At 67.4% G+C, this 22,324-nt stretch carries 19 protein-coding genes; 8 read left to right on the forward strand and 11 right to left on the reverse strand.

All coding sequences use genetic code 11. The features are described 5' to 3' along the window. Positions 1–77 precede the first annotated feature (77 nt). Entirely contained in the window at positions 78–1,919 is a 1,842-nt protein-coding gene (locus OG326_RS35430) for an alkyl/aryl-sulfatase (RefSeq protein ID WP_327146681.1), read from the reverse strand. A 368-nt stretch (positions 1,920–2,287) separates the two neighbouring features. On the opposite strand from OG326_RS35430, the gene OG326_RS35435 reads away from it, so the two are divergent. The 3 genes from OG326_RS35435 to OG326_RS35445 all read left to right on the forward strand — a co-directional run bounded on the left by OG326_RS35435 (position 2,288) and on the right by OG326_RS35445 (position 4,954). Then, a complete protein-coding gene (locus OG326_RS35435) occupies positions 2,288–2,926 on the forward strand; it encodes a TetR/AcrR family transcriptional regulator (RefSeq protein WP_327141473.1) in 639 nt (212 codons plus the stop codon). Positions 2,927–3,404: 478 nt separating this feature from the next. Then, a complete protein-coding gene (locus tag OG326_RS35440) occupies positions 3,405–4,373 on the forward strand; it encodes a patatin-like phospholipase family protein (protein ID WP_327141474.1) in 969 nt (322 codons plus the stop codon). Beyond that, positions 4,370–4,954, forward strand: coding sequence for a QsdR family transcriptional regulator (locus tag OG326_RS35445; RefSeq protein ID WP_327141475.1), 585 nt, complete (start codon positions 4,370–4,372; stop codon positions 4,952–4,954). The genes OG326_RS35440 and OG326_RS35445 overlap by 4 nt, the downstream gene beginning before the upstream one ends. Here the strand turns inward: OG326_RS35445 and OG326_RS35450 are convergent. Further along, positions 4,943–5,617: a DUF3159 domain-containing protein gene (locus OG326_RS35450; protein WP_327141476.1), complete on the reverse strand. Its 675-nt coding sequence runs from the start codon at positions 5,615–5,617 to the stop codon at positions 4,943–4,945. The genes OG326_RS35445 and OG326_RS35450 overlap by 12 nt on opposite strands. Positions 5,618–5,685: 68 nt before the next feature. Then, positions 5,686–5,814 carry a hypothetical protein gene (locus tag OG326_RS35455; RefSeq protein WP_327141477.1) on the reverse strand — a complete coding sequence of 43 codons (129 nt, stop codon included), beginning with the start codon at positions 5,812–5,814 and terminating at the stop codon, positions 5,686–5,688. A 160-nt stretch (positions 5,815–5,974) separates the two neighbouring features. Between OG326_RS35455 and OG326_RS35460 the strand changes: the two genes are divergently transcribed. Further along, a complete protein-coding gene (locus OG326_RS35460; protein ID WP_327141478.1) occupies positions 5,975–7,399 on the forward strand; it encodes a DUF1254 domain-containing protein in 1,425 nt (474 codons plus the stop codon). 87 nt (positions 7,400–7,486) lie between these two features. Here the strand turns inward: OG326_RS35460 and OG326_RS35465 are convergent, their stop codons facing one another. Both OG326_RS35465 and OG326_RS35470 read right to left on the reverse strand, forming a co-directional pair. Then, complete coding sequence (locus tag OG326_RS35465) at positions 7,487–9,619, reverse strand: heavy metal translocating P-type ATPase (protein WP_327141479.1); 2,133 nt, start codon at positions 9,617–9,619, stop codon at positions 7,487–7,489. 76 nt (positions 9,620–9,695) lie between these two features. Further along, entirely contained in the window at positions 9,696–11,018 is a 1,323-nt protein-coding gene (locus tag OG326_RS35470; protein ID WP_327141480.1) for a serine hydrolase domain-containing protein, read from the reverse strand. A gap of 273 nt (positions 11,019–11,291) precedes the next feature. Here OG326_RS35470 and OG326_RS35475 point away from each other — a divergent pair, with 273 nt between their 5' ends. Continuing rightward, complete coding sequence (locus OG326_RS35475) at positions 11,292–11,945, forward strand: double zinc ribbon domain-containing protein (protein WP_327141481.1); 654 nt, start codon at positions 11,292–11,294, stop codon at positions 11,943–11,945. 69 nt (positions 11,946–12,014) lie between these two features. Here OG326_RS35475 and OG326_RS35480 read toward each other — a convergent pair whose 3' ends face one another. Both OG326_RS35480 and OG326_RS35485 read right to left on the reverse strand, forming a co-directional pair. After that, complete coding sequence (locus tag OG326_RS35480) at positions 12,015–12,296, reverse strand: hypothetical protein (protein ID WP_327141482.1); 282 nt, start codon at positions 12,294–12,296, stop codon at positions 12,015–12,017. Positions 12,297–12,425: 129 nt separating this feature from the next. Then, positions 12,426–13,076, reverse strand: coding sequence for a TetR/AcrR family transcriptional regulator (locus OG326_RS35485; protein ID WP_327141483.1), 651 nt, complete (start codon positions 13,074–13,076; stop codon positions 12,426–12,428). 186 nt (positions 13,077–13,262) lie between these two features. Here OG326_RS35485 and OG326_RS35490 point away from each other — a divergent pair, with 186 nt between their 5' ends. Continuing rightward, entirely contained in the window at positions 13,263–15,302 is a 2,040-nt protein-coding gene (locus OG326_RS35490) for a CocE/NonD family hydrolase (protein ID WP_327141484.1), read from the forward strand. Positions 15,303–15,355: 53 nt separating this feature from the next. Here OG326_RS35490 and OG326_RS35495 read toward each other — a convergent pair whose 3' ends face one another. The 4 genes from OG326_RS35495 to OG326_RS35510 all read right to left on the reverse strand — a co-directional run bounded on the left by OG326_RS35495 (position 15,356) and on the right by OG326_RS35510 (position 20,663). Then, entirely contained in the window at positions 15,356–16,621 is a 1,266-nt protein-coding gene (locus tag OG326_RS35495; RefSeq protein ID WP_327141485.1) for a CHAT domain-containing protein, read from the reverse strand. A 205-nt stretch (positions 16,622–16,826) separates the two neighbouring features. Next, positions 16,827–18,281, reverse strand: a complete 1,455-nt coding sequence (locus OG326_RS35500; RefSeq protein WP_442791079.1) for a tetratricopeptide repeat protein — start codon at positions 18,279–18,281, stop codon at positions 16,827–16,829. Between the two features lie 67 nt (positions 18,282–18,348). After that, on the reverse strand, positions 18,349–19,365 hold the full coding sequence (locus OG326_RS35505; protein ID WP_327141487.1) for a hypothetical protein: 1,017 nt from the start codon (positions 19,363–19,365) through the stop codon (positions 18,349–18,351). Then, positions 19,362–20,663 carry a hypothetical protein gene (locus tag OG326_RS35510; protein WP_327146682.1) on the reverse strand — a complete coding sequence of 434 codons (1,302 nt, stop codon included), beginning with the start codon at positions 20,661–20,663 and terminating at the stop codon, positions 19,362–19,364. Before OG326_RS35510 ends, OG326_RS35505 begins: the two co-directional genes overlap by 4 nt. A 147-nt stretch (positions 20,664–20,810) precedes the next feature. Between OG326_RS35510 and OG326_RS35515 the strand changes: the two genes are divergently transcribed. Both OG326_RS35515 and OG326_RS35520 read left to right on the forward strand, forming a co-directional pair. After that, positions 20,811–21,374: a lipoprotein LpqH gene (locus OG326_RS35515; protein ID WP_327141488.1), complete on the forward strand. Its 564-nt coding sequence runs from the start codon at positions 20,811–20,813 to the stop codon at positions 21,372–21,374. Between the two features lie 128 nt (positions 21,375–21,502). Next, positions 21,503–22,291 carry a hypothetical protein gene (locus OG326_RS35520; RefSeq protein ID WP_327141489.1) on the forward strand — a complete coding sequence of 263 codons (789 nt, stop codon included), beginning with the start codon at positions 21,503–21,505 and terminating at the stop codon, positions 22,289–22,291. Positions 22,292–22,324 lie beyond the last annotated feature (33 nt).

The raw sequence follows: 22,324 nt of genomic DNA on the forward strand, positions 1-22,324 counted from the left end.
GGTCGGCGGCAGGGCCCCGCATTCGCAATTCGCCGCGCGGATATCCGGCGCCGCGAATTACGTTGTGTTACCGGTCTTTACGGTGTGACGATGGCGAAGTTCGGGTCCGGCTTGCCGAAGAGCCCCTTCATCTGGGCGAGCACGGCGGCATTGCCGTCGATCGTGATGTCGCCCTTGGCTACCGCGGCCTTCATATCGCCGCCGCCGATCATGTTCTGAATGAACCCGCCGCGGGTGAGCGTGACGGTCGCATCGGGCGCGGCCAGGCCGTCGTTCGGCCAGCGGTCGTAGTGCACCAGCACGCCATTGCGCAGCTCGGAGCGGTGCACCTTGCCGTTCTGGTCGCTGAACTTCCAGTCGGTGACCACGTGCACGTCCCAGGCCTCGGGCCCGTTGACGAACAGCGAGATGGCGTCGAACGCCTGATCCACGGTGAGCGCGGCGAGCAGGCCCTTGGAATTGGCCGAGGTGGGCGTGCCGAAGGAGCCGTTGCGCAGTTCGTACGCGCCGGAGAGGTAGAAATTGCGCCAGGTGGCGTTCTCGGATCCGTAGCCCAGCTGCTCGAAAGCACTGGCCTGCAAGTCTTTTGCCTTCTTGTTGCTGTCGTCGGCGAAGATCGCGTAGTTCAGCAGCTGTACGGCCCAGCGGTAGTCGGCGTCGTCGTAGGCCTTCTTCGCCTTCTTCAGCACCTCGTTCGCGCCGCCCATCGCATCGACGTGCCGCTTGGCGCTGTCGACCGGCGGATGCTCCCACAGATGCGCGGGATTGCCGTCGAACCAGCCCATGTACCGCTGGTAGATCGCCTTCACATTGTGACTGACGCTGCCGTAGTAACCGTGTGAGTACCAAGCCTTTTCGATCTCCGGCGGCATCTGCATGGCCTCGGCGATCTCACTGCCGACCATGCCGGTATTGAGCATGCGCAGCGTCTGGTCATTGAGGTAGCCGTACAGATCCCGTTGTGCGGAAAGGTATTCGACGATCTTGTCGGTGCCCCAGAGCGGCCAGTGATGCGAGGAGAACACCACATCCGACTGGCGCGCATAGAGATTGATAGATTCGGTGAGGTACTTCGACCACACATGCGGATCGCGCACCAGCGCACCGCGCAGCGTCAGCAGATTGTGCAGGGTGTGGGTGGCGTTCTCGGCCATGCAGAGAATGCGGCGATCGGGGAAGTAGAAGTTCATCTCCGACGGCGCCTCGGTGCCCGGGGTCATCTGGAACACCATGCGCACGCCGTCGATGACGTGCTCCTCACCGGTGGTGTTGATAGTCAGGGTCGGGTCGATGAGGGTGGTGGTGCCCACCGAGGTGGTCTGGCCCAGGCCCGCGCCGATCTGCCCCTTCGGCCCGCGCGGCAGTGCGGCCCCGTACATATAGGCGGCGCGGCGTGCCATGGCGGTGCCGGCGTAGATGTTCTCGGCGACCGCGTGCTCGAGGAATCCGGAGGGCGCGACCACCGGGCAGCGGCCCGCGTCGACATCCTCGCGGGTGGTCACACCGAGCGAACCGCCGAAGTGGTCGACATGCGCGTGGGTGTAGATCAATCCGGTGACCGGCTTGTTGCCGCGATGCGCGCGGTACAGCGCGAGCCCGGCGGCCGCGGTCTCATTGGAGATGAGCGGGTCGATGACGATGACGCCGGTCTGCCCCTCGATGAGGGTCATATTCGACAGGTCGAGGCCGCGGATCTGATAGAAGCCGGGCGCGATTTCGTAGAGCCCCTGCTTGATGGTCAGCTGCGATTGCCGCCACAGGCTGGGATTGGCCGAGGACGGGCAGGTGCCCTGCAGGAAGTTGTAGGAGTCGGTGTCCCAGACCACCTTGCCCTTGTCGTCCTTGATGACACCCGGCCGCAGCGCCTCGATGAAACCGCGGTCGGCGTCGGCGAAGTCGGTGGTGTCGGAGAACGGCATGGTCTCGGTGACCTTTTTGTTCGCCGCGGTGATGGCATCGGCCGGATCGGTTTGCGTGGTGGGCGGATTCACCTCGTCCGAGGTGCCGCAGGCGGTCAGCGCGCCGCCGACGCCGACCGCGGCCAGGGCTGCCGCGCCGACGCCGAGCATGCCGCGCCGGGACACCCTGGGTCCGGGATTCTCCGACTGCTGCCCACCGTCGTTCCGATTGCCGTCGACCACGTCACTCTCCTACCTCTTCTGATGCTCATCCGATGCTTGCCGTCGGTAACCACCCTAACCACTATTGCAGTTAGACTGCAATAGTGGGGCTACGAAATCTCTCGGCCCCCATAGACCACCGGGAGACGCTGTGATCGGATGCAGACATGAGTGACGGCACCGCCCAACCCGTGACCGACGCCCCCACCCCCGCCGTGCGCCGCCGCCGGCGCAATCCGGAGCAGACCCGCAGGGTGATCATCGACGCCCTGCTGGCTGCCATCAAGGATGGCAAATTCCTGCCGACCGCCAAGGACATCGCCGAGCGCGCGGGTGTTTCCGAGCGCAGTATCTTCGTCCATTTCCCGGGCCGCGACGATCTGCGCATCGCGGCGGTCGAGGCGCAGTCGGAATACGTGGAAACGCTGATCGCGGCGCCGGATCCGCAGCTCCCCCTGGACGCGCGCATCGATGCGGTCATCGCGCAGAGCGAGGCGATCTTTGCCGCGCAACGCAATCCGCGACTGCTCGGCCTGCTCGAATCACAATCGATTCCGGTACTCGACGAGCGCATGCGAACCACCGACGGCCGCACCCGCGACGGCCTGGCCCGCACCTTCGCCACCGAATTGAATCGCGACGGCGATACCGACACCGAACTGCTCGATCTGATCGAGGCCACGGCAGGCTGGGCGTACCGGCACCAACTGGTCGACCGTCGCGGCCTCACCCAGCAGGCGGCCTCCCACGCGATCGCCCGGGCGCTGCGAGTTCTGCTGGCGGGCAAGGACTCCGGCGACTCCTAGGCCACCCGGACACGCCGAAACCGCCGACCCGACCGGGACCGGCGGTTGACGATGCCGACCTACATCGAGCCCCATGCCTGCAGCAGGTAGGTGATCTGCGCGAGCGTCGAGGTAATCGTGTTCGCCAGATCGAGGGTGGCCGAACCCAGATTGATGATCGGGAAATTCATTGCGGGATCCTCGCTTTCGTTCGATCACAGGTGCACCTACACCGTAGGAACCGGAGCAATCGGACAGCAAGCCCTCTGACACACACTGTTCAGTCAATATTTCCCCTGGGCTAGCCTCTTGTTTTGCGACTCAGCGTGCGATACCGGCCCCCGACACTATGACCTCGCGCTCAGCGTGGACATCAGTCAGCAAACGCAAGGTTTCTTGCATTGACCTCCGGCGCAGCGCGTTCCGCAGAATATGGTACACAGAGACATAATTGTCTCAAATAGCCGCCGTAGACTCGATGGCTACAGGAAGGTGCCCTATGCCGGACCAGAACCACAGCGGCGACCTCACGACCGTCGGAGTCGGCGAACTGATCGCCCACCGGCATCGCGAAGGCAGCGCACCGGGCCAGCGCACCGACGGTCACCGGCTCGCACTGGTCATCGAGGGCGGTTCCTCCCGCGGCGCGTTCTCGCACGGAATGGCCATGGCCATAGAGGAACTCGGCGTGCTGCCCTGCTTCGACGCCGTGTACGGCGCCTCGGCCGGCGCGCTCAACGGCGCGTGGCTGCTGTGCGGGCGGGCCATGGAATCCGAGCGGGCCTGGCATCCCGAGGTGATCAACCGGGTCATCTCCCCCGTGCGCGCCCTGCGCGGCGGCCCGGTGGTCGACACCCGGTATCTGGTGCACACGGTGTACGAACGAATCGTGCCGATGGATTTCCCCGCCATCCTGGCGAATCCGGTCACCTTCCATCCCATCGCGACCGATGCCGATACCGGCCGTGCGGTCGATCTGCATTCCGAACTCACCGACGGCGCCTCGGTGCAGGCCGCCCTGCGCGCCTCCACCTGTCTGCCGATTCTGGCCGGGCGGCCGGTGCACATCGGCGCGCGGCGTTTCGTCGATGCCGGACTCTCCGAATCCGTGCCCATCCGCACCGCTTTGGCACAGGGTGCGACCCGCGTGCTGGTGCTGCGGACCCGGCGCGCGGACGAACTCATGCGCGCGCCTTCGTCATTCGAGAACAGGGTGGTGGCGCGCTTCCTGGCCCGGCACGCACCGGGCACCGTCGAACCGTGGCGGACCCGCATGCGGCAGCATCTGCGTGACGAGGAGGATTTCGCCACCGATCCGGCCGTACTGCAGATCCGGCCGCCACACCATGCCCCCGATATCGGCCGGGTCGACCGCGATCCGCAGATCCTGCGGGAGGCCCTGGCGCTGGGCCGGGTGGTGACCGCGCGGACGCTGTCGGAGTATCTGACCCCTATGCTTTCGGCGTGACGCGCGCGGAGGGAACCAGGGCGCCGGGCCGACCGGCCTCGGCCAGCCGTGAGGAGGTCCTCAAGGCCGCCATCACCATGTTCCTGGCCGGCAAGCGCGTCGATGTGAATGCCATTGCCGCACAGCTCGGTGTCGGCCGGGCCAGTATCTACCGCTGGTTCGGCTCCCGCGACGGGCTGCTCGGTGCGGCGATCGCCGGTCAGCTCGAGCGCATGGTCGGCGCGGCCGATCGGCGCTGCCGCAGCAGCGGCGGTCAGCGGCTCAACGAGGTGCTCGACCACACCATTCACCGATTGGTCGAAGACGATTCGCTGCGAACGTATTTCGACAATGAATCCACCGCCGCGCTGCGCCTGATCACCCGCAGCGACGGGGTCGTGCATCAGGCGGCGGTAACGATTGTCGAGCAGCTGATCCAGCAGGCGCAGGAGCAGGGGTACCAGCCGCCGATCGAGCGAAACACCCTGGCCTACGCCCTGGTTCGACTCTGGGAGGCATTCCTCTACAACGATGCCGTCGCCGGATTCCGGGGCGATGTGGAGCGCTTGCGACAGGTGCAGGCCGCGCTACTACGCGCCTGAGACCGCCACCGCCGCAGCCGAACCCGGATGCTGCAGCGACCGCCGCACCCAGAGCCAGCTGGCCGCGAGCATGACCACCAGCGCCGGCTTACCGAGAATCAGTGCGACGGAACCGAGGAGCACCACCTGGTTCCCGACGTACAGCGGCACCATGACCACCAGATGCAAGGCCCAGAAGGCGAACCACGCCAGAGTCACCCTGCGGTGCAGTCGAATTCGCTGCTGCGGGTCGGCATGCGCGGCGGGTTCGAGCCCCACCCTGCGGCTGATCCAGTGCGACAGCGGACGACCGCCGAGCAGGGTGAGCCCGAAGGCGAGCGTGCCGACGCCGCAGATGATCAGGTCGGGCAGATAGAAGCCGCGGCCCTCGCCGGTGATCCCGACGAAGAGCGAGAACACCACCACGACGGCGACCGAGATGGCCACCACCTTGACCGAGTCGCCCCGCAGCAGCCGGTAGCCTGCGACCGCGCAGGCCACCACCAGTGCGATGAGCACGCCGATCTCGGCATTGATCGCGGCGTAGCCGATCAGGAAGCCGACCGCGGGCGCGGCCCCGTCGACGAGGTGCCCGAGACCGCCGAGGGCGCGGAACTTGCCCCACATCTCGGCCGCGCCGGAGCGCTGCGGGCCGATGTGGATCGAAGGATCGATGGACTCCACTACCACTCCTAAGTCGTAGTACTCCAATGGCTAATTATCGGCAACGTTGCTGCCGTACGGGGTGGTACCTACATCGAGCCCCAGGACTGCAGCAGGTAGGTCACATTCGCGAGCGTCGAGGTGATCGTGCTCGCGAGGTCGAGGGTGGCCGAGCCGAGATTGATGATCGGGAAGTTCACGGTGTCCTGCTTTCGCATCGGGTTCTTATTGCAGTCTGACTGTAATAAGAACCGCGCCGTCGGGCAATACCGATATGACCCGGTTCGCTCCTTTCGATTTCCGTGAGCCGCGACACAGACGCCCGCCGAGAAGCGATGGTTCACCCAGTCAGCGAATCCATGGCTAAGCTCCGATGCCATGCATGATCACCTCCCCGCCACTCCCCGTTTCTCGCGCCGCTGGGTGCTGGGCATGGGGACGGCCGCCGTGGCAGGACTGGCCCTGACCGCCTGCGGTTCGAACGATGACAAGTCCACGACCGCCACCACCACGGCGTCGAGTGATCCCAAAGCCGTTGCCGCCGATGCCTATACGTTCGGGTATCCGCTGGTGCTGATGGATGCCACCCGCGCCTCGGGCGGGGCCGTCAATCAGTTCGCCAATGCCGTGCAGCTACCTACACCGGACGACAAGCAGGTGGTGCGGCTGAATCTGGACACGCTGTACTCGCAGGCCTGGCTGGATCTGGCCGCCGAACCGCTGGTGCTGCAGGTGCCCGGTATGGAGGCCGACCGGTACTGGCTCATGCAGGTGCTCGACGCCTGGACCAATACCCGCCACAATCCGAGCAGCGTCGCCCCGAAGGTCGGCGCCGGGGTCGCGACGCCGCCGTTCACCTACCTGGTGACCGGACCGGACTGGCACGGATCGGTGCCGGACGGTATGACACAGCTGCCCATGCCCACGAATACCTCCTGGGTGATCGGACGCATCCAGGTCAATGGCGCGGCCGATGTCGACCGGGTGCGCGCCCTGCAGGATCAGCTGAAGCTGGTACCGCTGAGCGCCTGGCTGCGCGGTGAGACCGACTCCCCCGGCCGGGTATACGCGGTGGACCAGTCCGCGCCCCCGCCGCCCAAGCAGGTGGCGGCCATGGACGGGCCGGCGTTCTTCGGCAAACTGTGCGCGCTCATGGCCGCCGAACCGCCCGCGCCGGAAGATGCCCCGGCACTGGAGCGTTTCGCCGAGATCGGCATCAAACCCGGTGCGACCGTGGACAGTCTGTCCGCAGATCTGCTGAATTCCGGTGCCGCCCAGTCGAAATCGCAGCTCACCACATTCGATGACCCGCAATCGAAGAATGAGAACGGCTGGAAGTTCTCCACCGACCTCGGCAGCTACGGCACCGATTACGCCCTGCGCGCGGTCACCGCGGTGCAGGCGCTCGGCGCGAACCTGGCCGAGGATGCGGTGTACCCCAGCCTTTTCGGGACCGCCGACAAGGACGGTCACCCCCAGCGCTTCCGCCTGCACTTCCCCGCCGGCCAACTCCCTCCGGTAGCCGCCTTCTGGTCCATCACCGCCTACGACGGCGACAGCTACCTGGTCCCGAACACCGCCGACGTCTACGCCGTCGGCCACCAAATCCCCCCGGTCCCCAACCCCGACGGCTCGGTAGACATAGCCGTCCAAAGTGAAGACCCGGGTTCCGCTGTCCCCCAGGGCAATTGGCTCCCCATCCCGCCGACCGGAAAATTCTCCCTGAGCATGCGCCTCTACGCCCCGAAGAAGCAGGCCCTCGACGGCGACTGGCAACCCCCGGCCCTCGACCCCGTCAGCTGACACTCCCCGTCATCCCTGCATGCATTTGGCCGGGATCCACACTTCCGGCGTGGATCCCGGCCGAAACGCGCCGGGCTGACGGGATATTCAGTTGCGGGTCGGGAGGTGTAGTCGCTTGAGGGACAGGGCATTCAGAGCGACGATGACGCTGGAGCCCGACATGGACAGGGCCGCGATCTCCGGGCGGAGGGTCCAGCCCAGCGCGGGTTCGAAGACGCCGGCGGCGATGGGCAGGGCGATGGTGTTGTAGCCGACCGCCCAGGCCAGGTTCTGGTGCATTTTGCGGAGCGTGCCGCGCCCGATGCGCAGGGCGGTGGGCACGTCCAGCGGATCCGAGCGCATGAGGACCAGATCGGCGGTCTCGATGGCCACATCGGTGCCGGCGCCGATGGCAATGCCGAGGTCCGCGCGGGCCAGTGCGGGGGCGTCGTTGACGCCGTCGCCGACCATGGCGACTTTCCTTCCGCCGGACTGCAATTCGGCGATCTTGTCGGCCTTGTCCCCGGGCAGTACCTCGGCGATGACGGTATCGATGCCGAGTTCGGCGGCAATGCGCTCGGCGGTGGCCTGATTGTCGCCGGTGAGCATGACGACCTCGACGCCCATCTCGTGCAGGTCCTGCACGGCCTCGGCCGAGGTCTCGCGCACGGCGTCCGCAATGCCGATGACCGCGGCCGCTTTGCCGTCCACCGCGGCGAGAACCGCGGTCTGGCCCCCGCCCGCCACCCGATCACGGGCGGTGGTCAAGTCTCCCAGTGCGATTCCCTCGCGCTCGAGCAGCCGTCGATTGCCGACCACCACGCGGCGGCCGTTCACGGTGGCAATGGCGCCGTGCCCGGGAATGTTCTCGAAGTCCTGTGCCCGTTCACCATTCGCGCCATGCCCCTCGGCATAACGCACGACCGCCGCCGCCAGCGGATGCTCGGATTCACGTTCCACCGCCGCCAGCAGCGGCATCAGCTCACCGGCCGTGATCACCCCGTCGGTGACGATTTCGGTGACTTCCGGCTCGCCCTTGGTGAGGGTGCCGGTCTTGTCCATGACCACGGTCTGGATCCGCGCCGAACTCTCCAGTGCCATCGCATTCTTGAACAGCACACCGCGTTTCGCGCCCAGCCCGGTGCCGACCATGATGGCGGTCGGAGTGGCCAGCCCCAGCGCATCGGGGCAGGTGATGACGACGACGGTAATGGCGAACAGAATGGCCTTGGCGAAGGTGGCCCCGGCCAGCAGCCACACCACGAGAGTCAGTGCGCCACCGATCAATGCGACCAGCACCAGCCAGAAGGCCGCGCGGTCGGCCAGTTTCTGGCCCGGCGCCTTCGAACTCTGCGCTTCCCGAACGAGATTCACGATCTGCGCCAGGGCGGTATCGGCGCCGACCTTGGTGGCCCGCACCCGCAGGACGCCGTTCTCGTTCAGTGTCGCACCGATGACCGTCGCGCCCGGAGCCTTGTGCACCGGCAGGCTTTCGCCGGTCACCATGGATTCGTCGACTTCGCTCTCGCCCTCGAGCACCTCACCGTCGGCGGCGATCTTGGACCCCGGCCGCACCAGCAGCACATCGCCGACAATCACTTCGGCCGTGGGGATTTCGACCTCCTGCCCGTCCCGGATCACCACGGCCTGCGGCGGCGCGAGATCCAGCAGCGCGCGAATGGCGTCATTGGCCCCGCCGCGCGCCCGCATCTCGAACCAGTGTCCGAGCAGGACGAAGGTGGCCAGCATGGTGGAGGCCTCGTAGAACACCTCACCGCCGCCGGTCAGGGTGATGGCGAGGGAGTACAGCCAGCCCGCGCCGATGCCGACCGCGACCAGCACCATCATGTCGAGCGTGCGCGCCTTCAGCGCCGCCACCGCACCGGTGAAGAAGATGGCCGAGGAGTAGAAGATCACCGGCAGGCTCAGGATCAGCGCCCAGATGTCCCGCCGCAGCCCGAACGGCGTCGGCAGATCCAGCCCGAACATCTCCTTCGCCATCGGCGACCAGAACATCACCAGCAGCGAGAAGACCAGCGCGACCAGGAATCTATTGCGCATGTCCTTGGCCATCTCGTCCATGGACATGCCGCCGTGCCCGGCGTGGCCCATGGCGGCATGGTCCATGTCCGCATGCGTGGTGTCGGCCATCGTGGAGTGATCCATTACCGCGTGGGTGGAGTGATCCATGGCGGAGTGGTCCCTCTCGGCATGACCGTTATGCCCGTTCTTCTGGTCCATTCCCTGACCATATACCCTCCAGGGGTATGTAGCCAGTAGATGTGACGGGCGAGCCATGCGGTAGCCGCGATACCCCCTACCGAATGCCCGGCGTCTTGGGATCAGCGCCGAAGCAGCCGACGATGTAGCAGCCGGGCGGCCAATCCGACACCGGCGGAGCCAGCGGCTTGTCGAGGCAGGTCAGCAATCCACAGCCGGGATAGGCCATGGGACCCAGACCCAGCGCGGCGAGGGTCGCGTCCGGATTGGAGATCATGGGATCGGACAGGCTGATATCGGGCCCGGCCACATAGGGCCCCGGATCGGGCAGCACCGGATCGCGGAAGGCGGCGGTCAGCGCCCGCATCGCCTCGTGCGGGAAGCTCACCGAACCACCGGGCACCGTCACCCCGGTCCAGCTGATCAGCAATCCCAGACTCGGCACAATGGTGTTGTCCTGCCGCATCATTCCCGACATCTGCACGGCGTCGGCGGGCATACCGGGGAAGATGGACCCGCAGTCCGGGCCATTGACCACGAACAGGAAGCCGTAGCAGTCGTTGGCGGCGATCGGCGTGGTCGCCTGGGTCAGATAGTCGGCGGAAATCACCTGTGTGCCATGCCAATTCCCATGGTTGGCAACAAGGAGCCCGAGCTTGACGAAGTCATCCGGCGGCAGCACCAGATGCGCGTAACCGTAGGTGTTGTTACTGCGATCCCGCGCCCAGTGGTAATCGGTGCGCTCGATCCCCAAGGGGTCGAAGAGTTTTCGCTGCGCGAAGGCCTGGAAGTCCTCCCCCACCGCCTGCTGCACCACATAGGCCAGCAGATCGACAGCCCGCTGGCTGTACTGCCACTGGGTGCCCTGCGGGTGCACGATGGGCATGGCCAGCGCCTGCGCCACCACATTCGGATCGAGCTGCACCAGCCCGGTGACCCCCTCCGAGGCCACCGCCACCTCCATACCGGAGGTCTCGGTCAGCAGGCTGCGCACGGTGATCGCACGATGCGCCGAATCCCCCAGCCCCGCAGGAAGATACCTGTCGATCGGATCATCGATGCGCAATCGCCCCGCATCCACTGCCAGTCCCGCCACCATGGACACCACACTCTTGGTGCTGCTCCACAGATTCCACGGCATCCCGCCCGCGCGTTGATTGTTCGGCCCGCTCGCCACCAGGCAGTTGTTCCGATACACCGACACCGTGAACCGCGAGGGATCGGCCACAAACCCCATCGCCTGCTGCAACCGCTGCGAATCCAGCCCCACCGCTTCGGGTGTCGCGGTCTCCGGCGTCCGTCCGGAGCTGACCGCACACTGCTTCAGCTCCGCCGGCTCGGCCCGCGCGCCGGGCGCACCGACCAGCAGCATTGCGGCGGCGACCACCGTCACAACACCGACCGTCCAAGTCCGAATCACACCAAACCACCTCTCCCGAAGTCCCATTCGAGACATCGACAGGTAGAGCGGTTCGTTATCTTTCCGTGACCCCCGAATTATCGGGGCGGAACTTCCAGGGGCGCACTACAGCGACACTCCCGCTATCGCCGCGGCGATAAACAGCGGCCTCCCACCGGTTCCCCGTGTTGCGCACCCACCTGGGCATACGATAAGAAGCTGACGATACGTGGTCCGGGGGGTTCCGGGCGCGTGCGTACGTAGTCCGCTCAGCCGCAAAGGAATCGCCCGATCATGGCCGCACCGGTCGTCTTCACCAGCTCCTATTACGACGAGTCCAATGACAATGGGTTCCAGTGGGAGTTCCGCTGCGATCGCTGCAGCACCGCCTACAAATCACCCTTCGAACAGAACTACCTCTCGCGAGGGCGCGGCGCGCTGCGCGTGGTGCGAGATCTGCTCGGCGACCACTTCAGTTCGATCACCAAGGTGTCCAACGCCGCCGAGGACTTCTCCAACACCTGGGGTGGCGGTTCGGCCTCCGCCACCAAGGACAAGGCGTTCAACAACGCGGTCGCGCACGTCAAGGACGACTTCCGGCTGTGCAGCGGTTGCGGGTCCTGGGTGTGCGCCCGCATCTGCTGGAACGACCATGTCAGCCAGTGCACCCGCTGCTCACCGCTGGTCGCCAATCAGATCGCGCAGGCGCAGGCCGAGGCGCGCGGTTCGCAGATCCGCGATGCCGCGCACCAGCAGAATTGGACGCAGAACCAGGATCTGTCCACACCGGCGCGGGTCACCTGCCCGACCTGCGGGACCACCACCACGGGTGGTCGCTTCTGCGGCGCCTGCGGCACCGGTCTCGATATGCGCGCGCACTGCACCGGCTGCGGGCACCAGCTCCAGGTGGGCACGGCCTTCTGCTCGAACTGCGGTCAGTCGCAGTAACTTCGGTCCACCATGAGAAAGCCCCGCCCGGTCGCATGGGACCGGACGGGGCCTTTCAGGTAGCGCTCGTTACCCGGCAGAGCCGGTGTTGAACGGAACCGGGAACGGGATGCCCTGGTTCCAGTCGCCCGGGTTGTTCCAGTCGTGGTCGTGGTGATCCCAGTCATGGTGATCGCCATGATGATCCCAATCGTGGTGGTGCCAATCGACATCGGTGGCGCTGGGCACGGTGGCATCGGCCGAGGCCGGAATGGCCAGCGCCGTGAGCGGCACAGCGGCAAGAACACCCGCGAACGCAACGCGGACAGCGATCTTTCGGGTCCCGGACGTCCTCATCAGGTTGGAGAGCATCGGAATTCCTTTCTCTCTAGCGACGAATCGCAGCAATACGATTCATTCACCTATCGAACGAGGTATTCCTCAAGGACCCATCCGAGGAGCCTGGCAAGACCCTGGGAATCCGGCTGAGCGGGACGGCGGTCAGGGGGCGTCGCAGTCCAGAAGCGTCAGCGCGATCGAGCACAGGGGCCGGGCGAGGCCGGGCAGCGCGGCGGGTCCGGCTGTCTGCATGCATTCCCGGATGCGGTCGTCGATACCGCCGATGAGGAAGTCGTAGACCACATCCGGCAGCTGCCCGCTGAGCTCGTCCTGCTGCACGGCGAGTTCCCGCGCCGCGCGCATGCGATCGGCGAACACCGTCATCAGACGCCTGCGGTATCCGGCCAGCGGCGGACCCGCGATGAGCGCCTCCACGTGCAGCGCCCGCGCTATGGCCGGCTCCTCCGCGAGAATGTCGAAGTACGCGGTGAGCGAGGTGCACACGAGCTGCCGCCAATCCAGTTGGCCCGCAGCCTTGATCGCGGCGGTGAGCCGCCCGTTCGCCACCTCGACGACCATTTCGAAGGCCGCGGCGAAGCATTCCTCCTTCGAGTCGAACAACTCGTAGAAGGTGCGGCGGGAGATCTTGGCCCGCGCCACCAGATCCGCGACAGTAACCGGGTGATAGCCGGATTCGGCCACCGCATCGAGCATGGCGATGAACAGGCGCCCGCGCTGCGATTCGGCCACCTCTGCGCGCGTCAACCGGTGCGGGCCGCGAGGCAACCGGTCGTCGGGAACTGACACCTTCACCTCGACACGATAGCAACCGTGAACTGCGCGATTGTCATGCCGCGCCACCCGTAATGAGAACCTGCCCAGTCGTTTTGCTTGCTCTCGATAGTGGGGAACGTTACGGTACCCGATAGGTAGTGAGGTACAGCACTGTTTTTCTTCATCCCTATAGCGGGTGTCCAACGAAGGGCTGGTCGGGTTTCGATGAGGTTGTTCGCACGATTAGGGGCAGCGAGCGCTGCCGCGGTCGTCGCCACACTGGCGCTGACCACACTGACGGTTCCGGCGGCCCATGCCGATCCGCCGGACAATGACCCCGCCGCCGCGTGGACGGCCGCGCAGGACGGGCCGCTGCAGTATCCGGGCGTGCATGTCGACTGGGATGTCCCGATCACCATGAGCGACGGAACCGTCCTGAAGTCCAATGTGTATCGGCCGATGGACGCGGCCGGCCACATTGTGGACACCCCGCTGCCGACCATCGTCAATATGACCCCGTACACGAAACTCGCGTACATGCTGCTGGATTCGGCCGTCTCGATCCCCGGCCTGTTCGACGGCGTCACCGATCTGATCAACCGATTCGATCTGTTCAACCTCAATGGCACACCGCTGTCCAGCCTCGGCGATCAGATCAAGGTGCTGTCCGGAGGCGGCGGGCGCGTGGTCGCGGCCGACCGCCATCTGATCCAGAGCGGGTACACCGAGATAGTCGCCGATGTCCGCGGCACCGGATTCTCCGAGGGCGTCTGGCCGGTCTTCGGTGAACGCGAACAGCAGGACACCGCCGAAATCGCGCAGTGGGCAGCGAATCAGCCGTGGTCCGACGGCAAAATCGGACTGGCGGGCGTCTCCAATGGCGGCATCAGCGCACTGCAGGGCGCCGAACAGCAGCCCGAATCGGTGAAGGCGGTGTTCTCCGTCGTTCCCGGCAGCGATCTGCTCCGCGATACCGTCGCGCCCGGTGGCGGATTCGATATCGGGTTCGTCCCGTTCTGGCTGCTCGCCGTCAATACGGCCAAATGGTTGCCGGATCTGTCCTCGATCGCCACCGGCAACTTCGATTGGAAGTGGCTCGCCGACCGGGTTGCCAGCCCCATCACATTCATCGACACCCTGCTGCGCGCTCTCGTCGTGCCATCGGTCGACGCGATACCCGCTGATATGAAACAACTTCTGGATCCCGAGGGCCCGTTCCGGTCCGGGATCACCGGACATCCCGATCGGATCACCGCGCCGACCTTCATCGTCGGCGGCTGGCACGATATCTTCAACAACTCGGAATCGACCGCCTACAACGCGATTCCGCTGCCGGCCGATCAGAAGAAGCTGCTGATGGGCGATTGGTACCACGTCACGCTCGGTTCCGGACTGGGTGTCGCCGGTGCGCCGCCGCGCCTGGATGTTCTGCAGCATGCCTGGTTCGACAAGTGGCTCAAGGGAATCGACAACGGTATCGATGCGTACAGCCCGACGACCCTGTTCCAGCAGGGTGGCGGGTGGACCAGCAGCGACCGGTATCCGCGTGCCGGAATGACGTACGCACGCCAGTACCTGTCGGCCGATCCGAGCGGCACCGCGGGCACGGTCGTGCACGATGGATCGCTCAGTGCGACAGCCCCTTCGGAGCCGACGACGCTGACCCACTCGCCCGGCCTGTCCACCGTGTGCTCTCGTGACGGAGCACAGGGCACCGCGGGGGTCCTGGGCATTATCGATGCCTGCGGCAAGGATTCACGACTCGCCGAGGTCGCGGCGCTCACGTTCACCGGACAACCCGTCGGCGCGCCCACCGCCATCTCCGGATCGGTGAACGTGCACTTGAACACCGTCCTGGACGCGACCGACGGGTACTGGTCGGCCACGCTCAATGATGTTGCGCCCGACGGGCAGTCGACGGTGCTGACCACCGGGCAGCTCACCGCGTCACTGCGCAAGCTCGACGAGGACAAGAGCAAGAAGTCGCCCAATGGCGATTACACCGCCCCCTTCCCGACCCTCACGCTGGAGGATCGGCAGGCCATCGTGCCCGGCGAGCCCACCACGCTCGAGGTGGGACTGGAGCCGACCGATGCGGTGCTGCAACCGGGTCACCGGCTGCGCGTCGATATCTACGCCGCCAATTTCCCCAAGGGCATGATGATTCCCGCACTGCTGCTGGAATCGCAGCTCCGGCCACAGCACCTGGTTCTCGACCCCGCCGCACCCAGCTGGGTGAATGTGCCTTCCAGCACGACCTTCTGACGGCTCGCGCCCCGCATCGATGCCCGCCGAGCTGTCAGCGGGCATTGCCGCTGTCAGCGGGCATCGACCGTCGCGAAGGCTGCCCAGACGAGCGGCGAGTGCTCGATACCGCCGGTCGCACGCCAGGCCGCCAACCGGCTCCGCTGCCAATCATTGAGCGCCGCAACAGGATCCGTCTGCTCGTGGGCGGCATCGATGGCGCACACCGCCTCCTGTAGCGGACGGCATTCCGGCCCCGCGCCACCCAGCCGCTGGAAAGCCAGATCTGTGGGCAGCGCCCAGCGCCCCGCCGTCACGAGTTCCGCACCGCCGGTGAGCATTGCGGCGACCAGGCCGAGCGCCTCACCGAAGCGCAGATCGCCGCCGCTCTCACAGGCGATCAGTGCCACCCGGCTCGGAATCGGCCACAATTGCGGGCCGCTGCGCGGTTCGGCGGACAGCGTATAGGTGCCGAGCAGCAGATCCCGCGCCGAGAGCGGCCGGTGATCACGCTGCGCGGGTGCGAATCCCACGGTGCCGGCCGTGCACGCCAGATGCATGGTGGCGGACTCGCTCTGCCCGGAGGACGGAGGCGCCGCCGTCACATGCCCCACGTACAGCAGCCGCGCCGCACCGGCGCGCAGTACCTCGCCGAGCCACACCCGATCCACATCGGTGCGCCGGAATGCGGCGACCGGATCACTCACCTTCGGCACCAATCGATCCCGCGCCGCGAGAGCGGCGACCAGGGCCGCCAGCGGCGCGTCCTCATCCATCCGCCCGAGCACCGAGCCCAGCGCGGAATCGGCCCGGAATCCCGGCACCCGGGGATCGAGCACGGCGACCACCGGCTGCTCCCGGGTCTGCGCCCAGGACCGCGCCACCCGCGCCGGCGCATGCACAATACCCGGCGGCGCAAGCAGACTCACCTCGGCGATATCCACCAGCCGCAGCCCCGGATCCGGCGCCAGCAACTCCCACGGAATCTGCGCCACCCGAGGCGAAGGCTGAATCCGCAATCGCGGCCGCACGCCCCGCACATGCAGCTCGTACAGCGCCACCGCCAGCTGATGCGGCAGAAATGTCGCCGAAAGCACCTGCGCCAAGGCATTTTCCGCCTCGTAGGACGCCAATTCCCCACTGGTGAGCGCCGCTTCGAGCCCACCCCCCGCCCCCGGCGCCGGCAGCGCCCCGGCGAACCGCTGCACCGCCTTCTCCACCTGCGCCTCGGGAACCACACCCACACCCCCGGGCGCATCGTGATCGACCCACCGCCACGTCAGATACAAATCCCCCGCATCCGCCATCCGCACATACGCGGTCGGCTGCACCCCTGTCATGCCCGAACCTCTCGTCCGACAGCGGATACCGTCGCTTCGAACCGCTCATACCGCTGACGGCCTGCTGCCACCCATCCCGATGGATACCGACCCTCTGTCACGCACCAGCGACGCACTCTTCGTGGCGATTGCGGCCGTAGCGCTGCTCGTATATCCCAGCCGCGCACGCGATCCGGCCGTCCGGCGACGAATGTTCCGGCCCGCGTCATGCCTGGACGACCCGATCGTCGCGGATGCGGCGGCCGTAGCGCTCTTCGGCGGCGGCTATCCAGCCGGCGAGGGCTATGTGGCCGTCGGGGGCGACCGCGACCTGTGGGGGCGGGGTGACCGGGAGCCCGGCGCCGGCGGCGACCGAGGCGAGGGCGGTGCCGAGCTGGAGGGCGTCGTTCACGGGGGCGGAGCTGGCGGGTGGCGGGGCGAGCGGATCCAGGGTGTCGAGGGGCAGGCGGGGCGGGGCGGCGGAGAGCCGGCCGATATCGAGGGTGGTTCCCGCGCAGGCGGTTTCGATGAGGTCGGCGACCAGCTGGGCGTCGCCGGAGAGGTAGGCGTAGCGGAAGGCCAGGCGCAGGGCCGGATCGGCCATGCGGCGGTTCCAGGTTTCGCGCTGCGCGCCGTCGGGAAGTTCGTAGCGGACCGCGTCGAGGGCGAGGGCGGCGGGGATGGCCAGATCCACGGCCTGGGCGAGCAGGCCGGGCACCGAATCGATGAGCGGTTCCGCCAATCCCGCGTGCCAGTAGTCCAATTGGGCGCACAGCAGCCCCAGACCGTGTTCGGCATAGGTGCTGCGGGCGGCGGCCAGTTCGGCCTCGCCCTCCTCCAGCCGTCCGGTGGCGAAGGCGACGGTCGCCAGCCTGGTCCGCACATCGGCGGCGTCCACCACCGCACCGGATTCGTCGAAACGCTGCAGCGCCTGCCGGTATCGGGTGACCGCCAGCTCGGGCTGGTCCCGGTCCTCGGCAATGAAACCCATGACCTTCCAGCCGATTCCGGCGCGATGCGCGTATCCGGCCGCCTCGAAATACTCCTGCGCGGTGATCAGCAGTCGCTCCGCATCATCGAAACGGCTGGAGCGCGTGTACATCACGGCGAGATTCTGGCGGGTCTCGGCGACACCGTCGTGATCGGCCGCGGCCTCGAAGGCGACCAGCGCCTGACCCGCGAAGTCCTCCGCCAGCTCCCAGCGCCCCGTCTCGAAATGCGCGGTCGCCAGGTTCATCAGCGAATGCCCGACCTGTCCGGGCGCGAAATGAATGGCGGCGTCGAGTGATTCATTGGCCAGCTTGATCCCGCGCGCCCACTGCTGCCGGTGCAGCGCCACCGCGGTCAATGACACCAGGCAGGCGTACCGCAGCTCCCCGGGCGCGGTATCGGCGCTCAGTAATTCGCGCGCCTGCTCCAGCGCCTCCTGCGCACCGTCCAGATCACCCAGGCGCTGCAGCGCCTGCGACAGATTGATCAGCGCGGCCGGCCGCATACGGGGCGCCTCGGGCCCCATCTGCCCCAGCGCGTCCCGGAAGCGCACCACCGCACCGGCGTGATCACCCAATTGATCTGCCACACAGGCGGAATTGACCATGGCGCACACCCGGATATCCCCGGTCTCGGTGCGCACCGCATCCTCGAAGATCCGCAGCGCCTCCCCCAACTCGCCGCGCGCCATCGCCTCGGCCCCCGCGCGCAGTACCGCGGATTCGTCGGCGGCCCCCCGGCCGGTTGTGCTCACCAATTCAGAAGTCCGAATCGTCGGCGGCAGCGGCGATCTCGGCGAGCAGCGGGGCATCCGGCGCCCCGTCGACCGAACCCGGAACGGCGGTGCGCCGCAGGCGTTCGGCAGCGAACGCGCGAATCCGCTGCCGCAGTTCCGCCGAATCGGCACCGTCGTCCACCCCGAAGCCGGGAACGTGAATATCCACGCGCACAATCGGATCGGCGCCGGCCACGGCGAGTTCGCCGACCCAGGCGCCGCCTTCGGCACGCAGCGCGATCTCTCCCACCTCCGTACCGGTATCGATACGCGCCCACGGCCGCAGATACGCGGGCACCTCGGCGGGAACCCCCGGCGCCGCCACCGCGCTGACCGCCACGGTCGTCGCACCCGCCGCGCGAACCGCCTGCCAGGACACCGCCCGCTCGGACGCGTCCACCAGCCCCGGCGGACACCGCCGCCAATCCCAGCCGCCGACCCCGCGCGCCAGCACCAGCCCGTCAGGTGTCTCGTCACCGGCCGCCAGCGCGTAATCCGAAGCCCGCATACGAGTTTCGACCATCTCCGCCACGACCGGCGCCAGCGCGTCCGCGCCGTCCACCAGCGATTCGCACTCCAGTGTGAGCGCCGCGATATCGCGCTCCAGCAGCCCCGCATCCAGCGGCGCGATGCCGTCCAGCGTCGAGGCGGGCCACCATCGAGCGGCCCAGTGCGCGTACGCGAGCCGCCAGGCACTCACCGCCAGTGCGGGTAGCGCGGGTGCGGCCGTCGCCTCGGCGGGCTGGTCCCGATCGAGGGCGAGCGCGATCGGTGCGCCGTAGATGGCCCACACCCACTCCTGCGCGAGCTCCAGATCGTCGATCACCGCCGCCGGAACCGATTGCCCGGCAAGCACACTCCAGCTCAGATAGCCGCCCGCGACCTCGAGCACCATGGTGTCCGCGGCGGCCGCCGCATCGAGCACCGTCGCGGCGCCGGCGGGCACGATGCCGCTCAGCCCGCCCCCGTAGCGCCGGATCTTCAATGCCGAGCCGGTCATCCCACCCTCGATTCCCTGTCATCGAGTTCGGCCGCGACCGCTGTCGCCGCCAAGGCCCGCTTCACTCGCATACGGTGATCGAGAATTACCGAGCGCGCCACACCATCGAGCAGATCCCACAGCTCATCCGGCGCGTACACCGGTATCTCCCGCACATCGCGTCCGTGCAGTCGCGGCCACAGCCGGCGCAGATACGGCCGCCAGGGCACCTGGAGATCGGCCGCGATCACCGCCAGCGGTCCCGCCGTCGCATCCGCCCGCACCACCATCCTACGAGCCTGCAGCACGTACGCTTCCCGCTGCCAACGCCCATTGATCACCCGCGCCGCACCCGCCGTCGCGACGGCCCGCGCTTCGTCGATGGGCCGCAGCTGAATGGCGAGCACGGTGCCCGCGGCGGCGGTGACCCGCAGCGATTCGTCCAGCAGCGCCCACGGCGCGCAGGCGCGGGCGATCTCGGCGTCCACGAGCTCCGGAATCGGCGGCAGGTCGGCGCGCTCGCTGGCGGCCTGCAGCACGGTGAAGACCCGCTCGTGAATGGTGCGATCGAACGGCAGGCCCAGGCTCGCCTTGGAGGCCGATTCACCCACCCGCGGCGGTTGCGGCAGCGGATGCGTGGTCAGCCCCAATTCCGCTGCCGCACCGTCGTTCTCCTCCCGCCACAGCCGAATCCCGCTGTGCGTTCCCATGGACGCCGCCACCAGATCGTCGAGATCGACGTCCTTACCGGCTTCGCCGAGCCGCGCCGCCGCGCAGGCATCGAGCAGTTCGGCCAGCGCCTGCGCGTGATCGGGGGTCGCGGTGAGCGGCCGCCGCCGCCAGGCCGTCCCGATCAGCTCGCTCACCTCGCGTGCCCGCGCCGGATCGGTCAGATACTCCTTCAGCGCCTGTGTGGTGCGCCCGGCGGTGAGATCGTGGATCTCCCGCAGTGCGGCCTCGGCCGCGGCCGCGTCCCGCGCGGCGTTCGGCATGCCCGAGACGGTCGCGAGTTCGAAGCAGCGCTGGAAGTACAGATCCTGCGCATTGCCCTCGGTGATGCGCAGCGCCCGCCGGGTCTGCTTGAGCAGGGTGAACCAGGCGGCGGTGGCCCGCAGGACATCGGCGGCGGCGTGGATGCGGGTTGCCAGCAGTACCGCCCCGTCGGCGGTCAAGATCGTGCCCGCACACAGCGGATGCTGAACCGGGCGGATGACCAGCGGATCCAGAATCAACTTCACCGTGCGGCGCAGCGGCCCGCCATTCGGCCCGCTCAAGGCCTCGACACCGGCCAGCCGGCGCCAGACCTCATCAAGCACCATTGCCCGCGGCTGTCGCATTCGCCCAGGTTAGCGGAGTTTCCCCCACTCTCGCGCGCTGAAAGTTGGTATCGGTAGGGCGCGGGGTGCTTCCTACGGTTCTCTCATCGGCTCCGCCAGCGAACCGAACCAGAGAAGCAAGGAACCACCATGAACACCAAGTCGATTCGCCTGACCACCGCCGCCCTCGCCGCGACCGCCGCCACCGCGATGCTGGTCACCGGCTGCAGTAGCAACTCCAGCAGCTCGCCCTCCTCCTCGGCGGCCCCCACCACATCGGCCTCGGTGGCCACCTCGGCCGCACCCGGCACCGCCGCTCCCGCCGGAAAGTCCAGCGCCTCCGTCGACGGCACTGCCCTGACCGCCAACTTCACCACCACCTGCGCCAAGCAGGGCGGCACCCTGGCCCTGGCACTGACCGATACCGGCAATTCCACCTACGGGCAGCTCAGCGTGAGCGCCGCCATCGTCGGTGACAGCACCGTGCAGGCGGTCGGCATCGCCGGCTCCAAGGGCGGCCAGAACGGTATGCCGTACGCGGTCGGCTACGGCAACGGCGCGCCCGGCGGCTCCGCCACCGTCACCAAGAGCGGCAATACCTATCACGTCACCGGTGAGGGCGTCGGCGCCCCCGACCTCACCAATCCGACTGCCGGAGTCAAGAACTCGAAGTTCGATATCACCTTCGCCTGCTCCAGCATCGTCGGCGGCTGATCGCTCCGCCTGCCCCGCGATGGCGGCGCCGCCTCCCCCGCAACGGCGATTCCACCCGCCCCGCTCATGCCGAGACCGGCATGAGCGGGCCTTATACCCCCTGCCCAGCAATTGATTTCGAGGAAATCATGAAGACCCAGATCCGTATCGCCGCCGCCGCTTTCCTGGTGCTATCCATCGCCTACTACGTATGGCACGGCCTCACCTCCGATGCCTTCCTGCCCTGGGTCGGCTGGCAGATGGGACTCCCCATCGCCGCCCTCACCATCGTCCCCATTGTTTTCGCCTTCACCGGCGACGGCATCATGTCGGCCCTGACCGGCAATAACAGCTCCGAATTCCGGCACGGCCTGATCGGGCTCGGCACCGTCGAATCGGTCCGCAATACCGGTGTCTCCCTCAATGATCAGCCGCAGGTGCGCATCGACTTCCGGGTCGAGGGCGTCGACGGCAAGACCTTCCCCGCCTACGCCAAGATGATCGTGCCGTTCACCGAACTGGCCCTGCTGCGCACCGGTGTGGTGCTGCCCGTCCGCTACCTGCCCGACCGCCCCGGCCGGGTGGAGATCGATCTCTCCGGCAATAGCGCCGCAGCGCAGGATGCCATGAACCAGGCCATGATTCGCAAGGGCATCACCACCGAGGCCAAGCTGAACATCGCCCGCAACGGCATCCCCGCCCAGGCCGTCGTGCGCGCGCTCTCGGTCCCCGGTGAAATCCGCGACGGCCACCCCCGCCTGGATCTGACCCTGATCGTCACCCGCCCCGACGGCAGCAATTTCGAGGCCCGCACCGAAAAGTTCCTGCCCCCGACCCAGGTCGGCCTCGTCCAGATCGGCCGGGTGGTCCAGGTGCACTATCTCCCCCAGAACGAACAGGACCTCGTCATCTCGCTCCCGGTCAACACCGGAGCCTGAGGGCGGTGCCCGATCACCGAAAAGCACAGCGCC

The sequence above is a fragment of the Nocardia sp. NBC_01327 genome (genome assembly GCF_035958815.1).
Taxonomy (GTDB): Bacteria; Actinomycetota; Actinomycetes; order Mycobacteriales; family Mycobacteriaceae; genus Nocardia.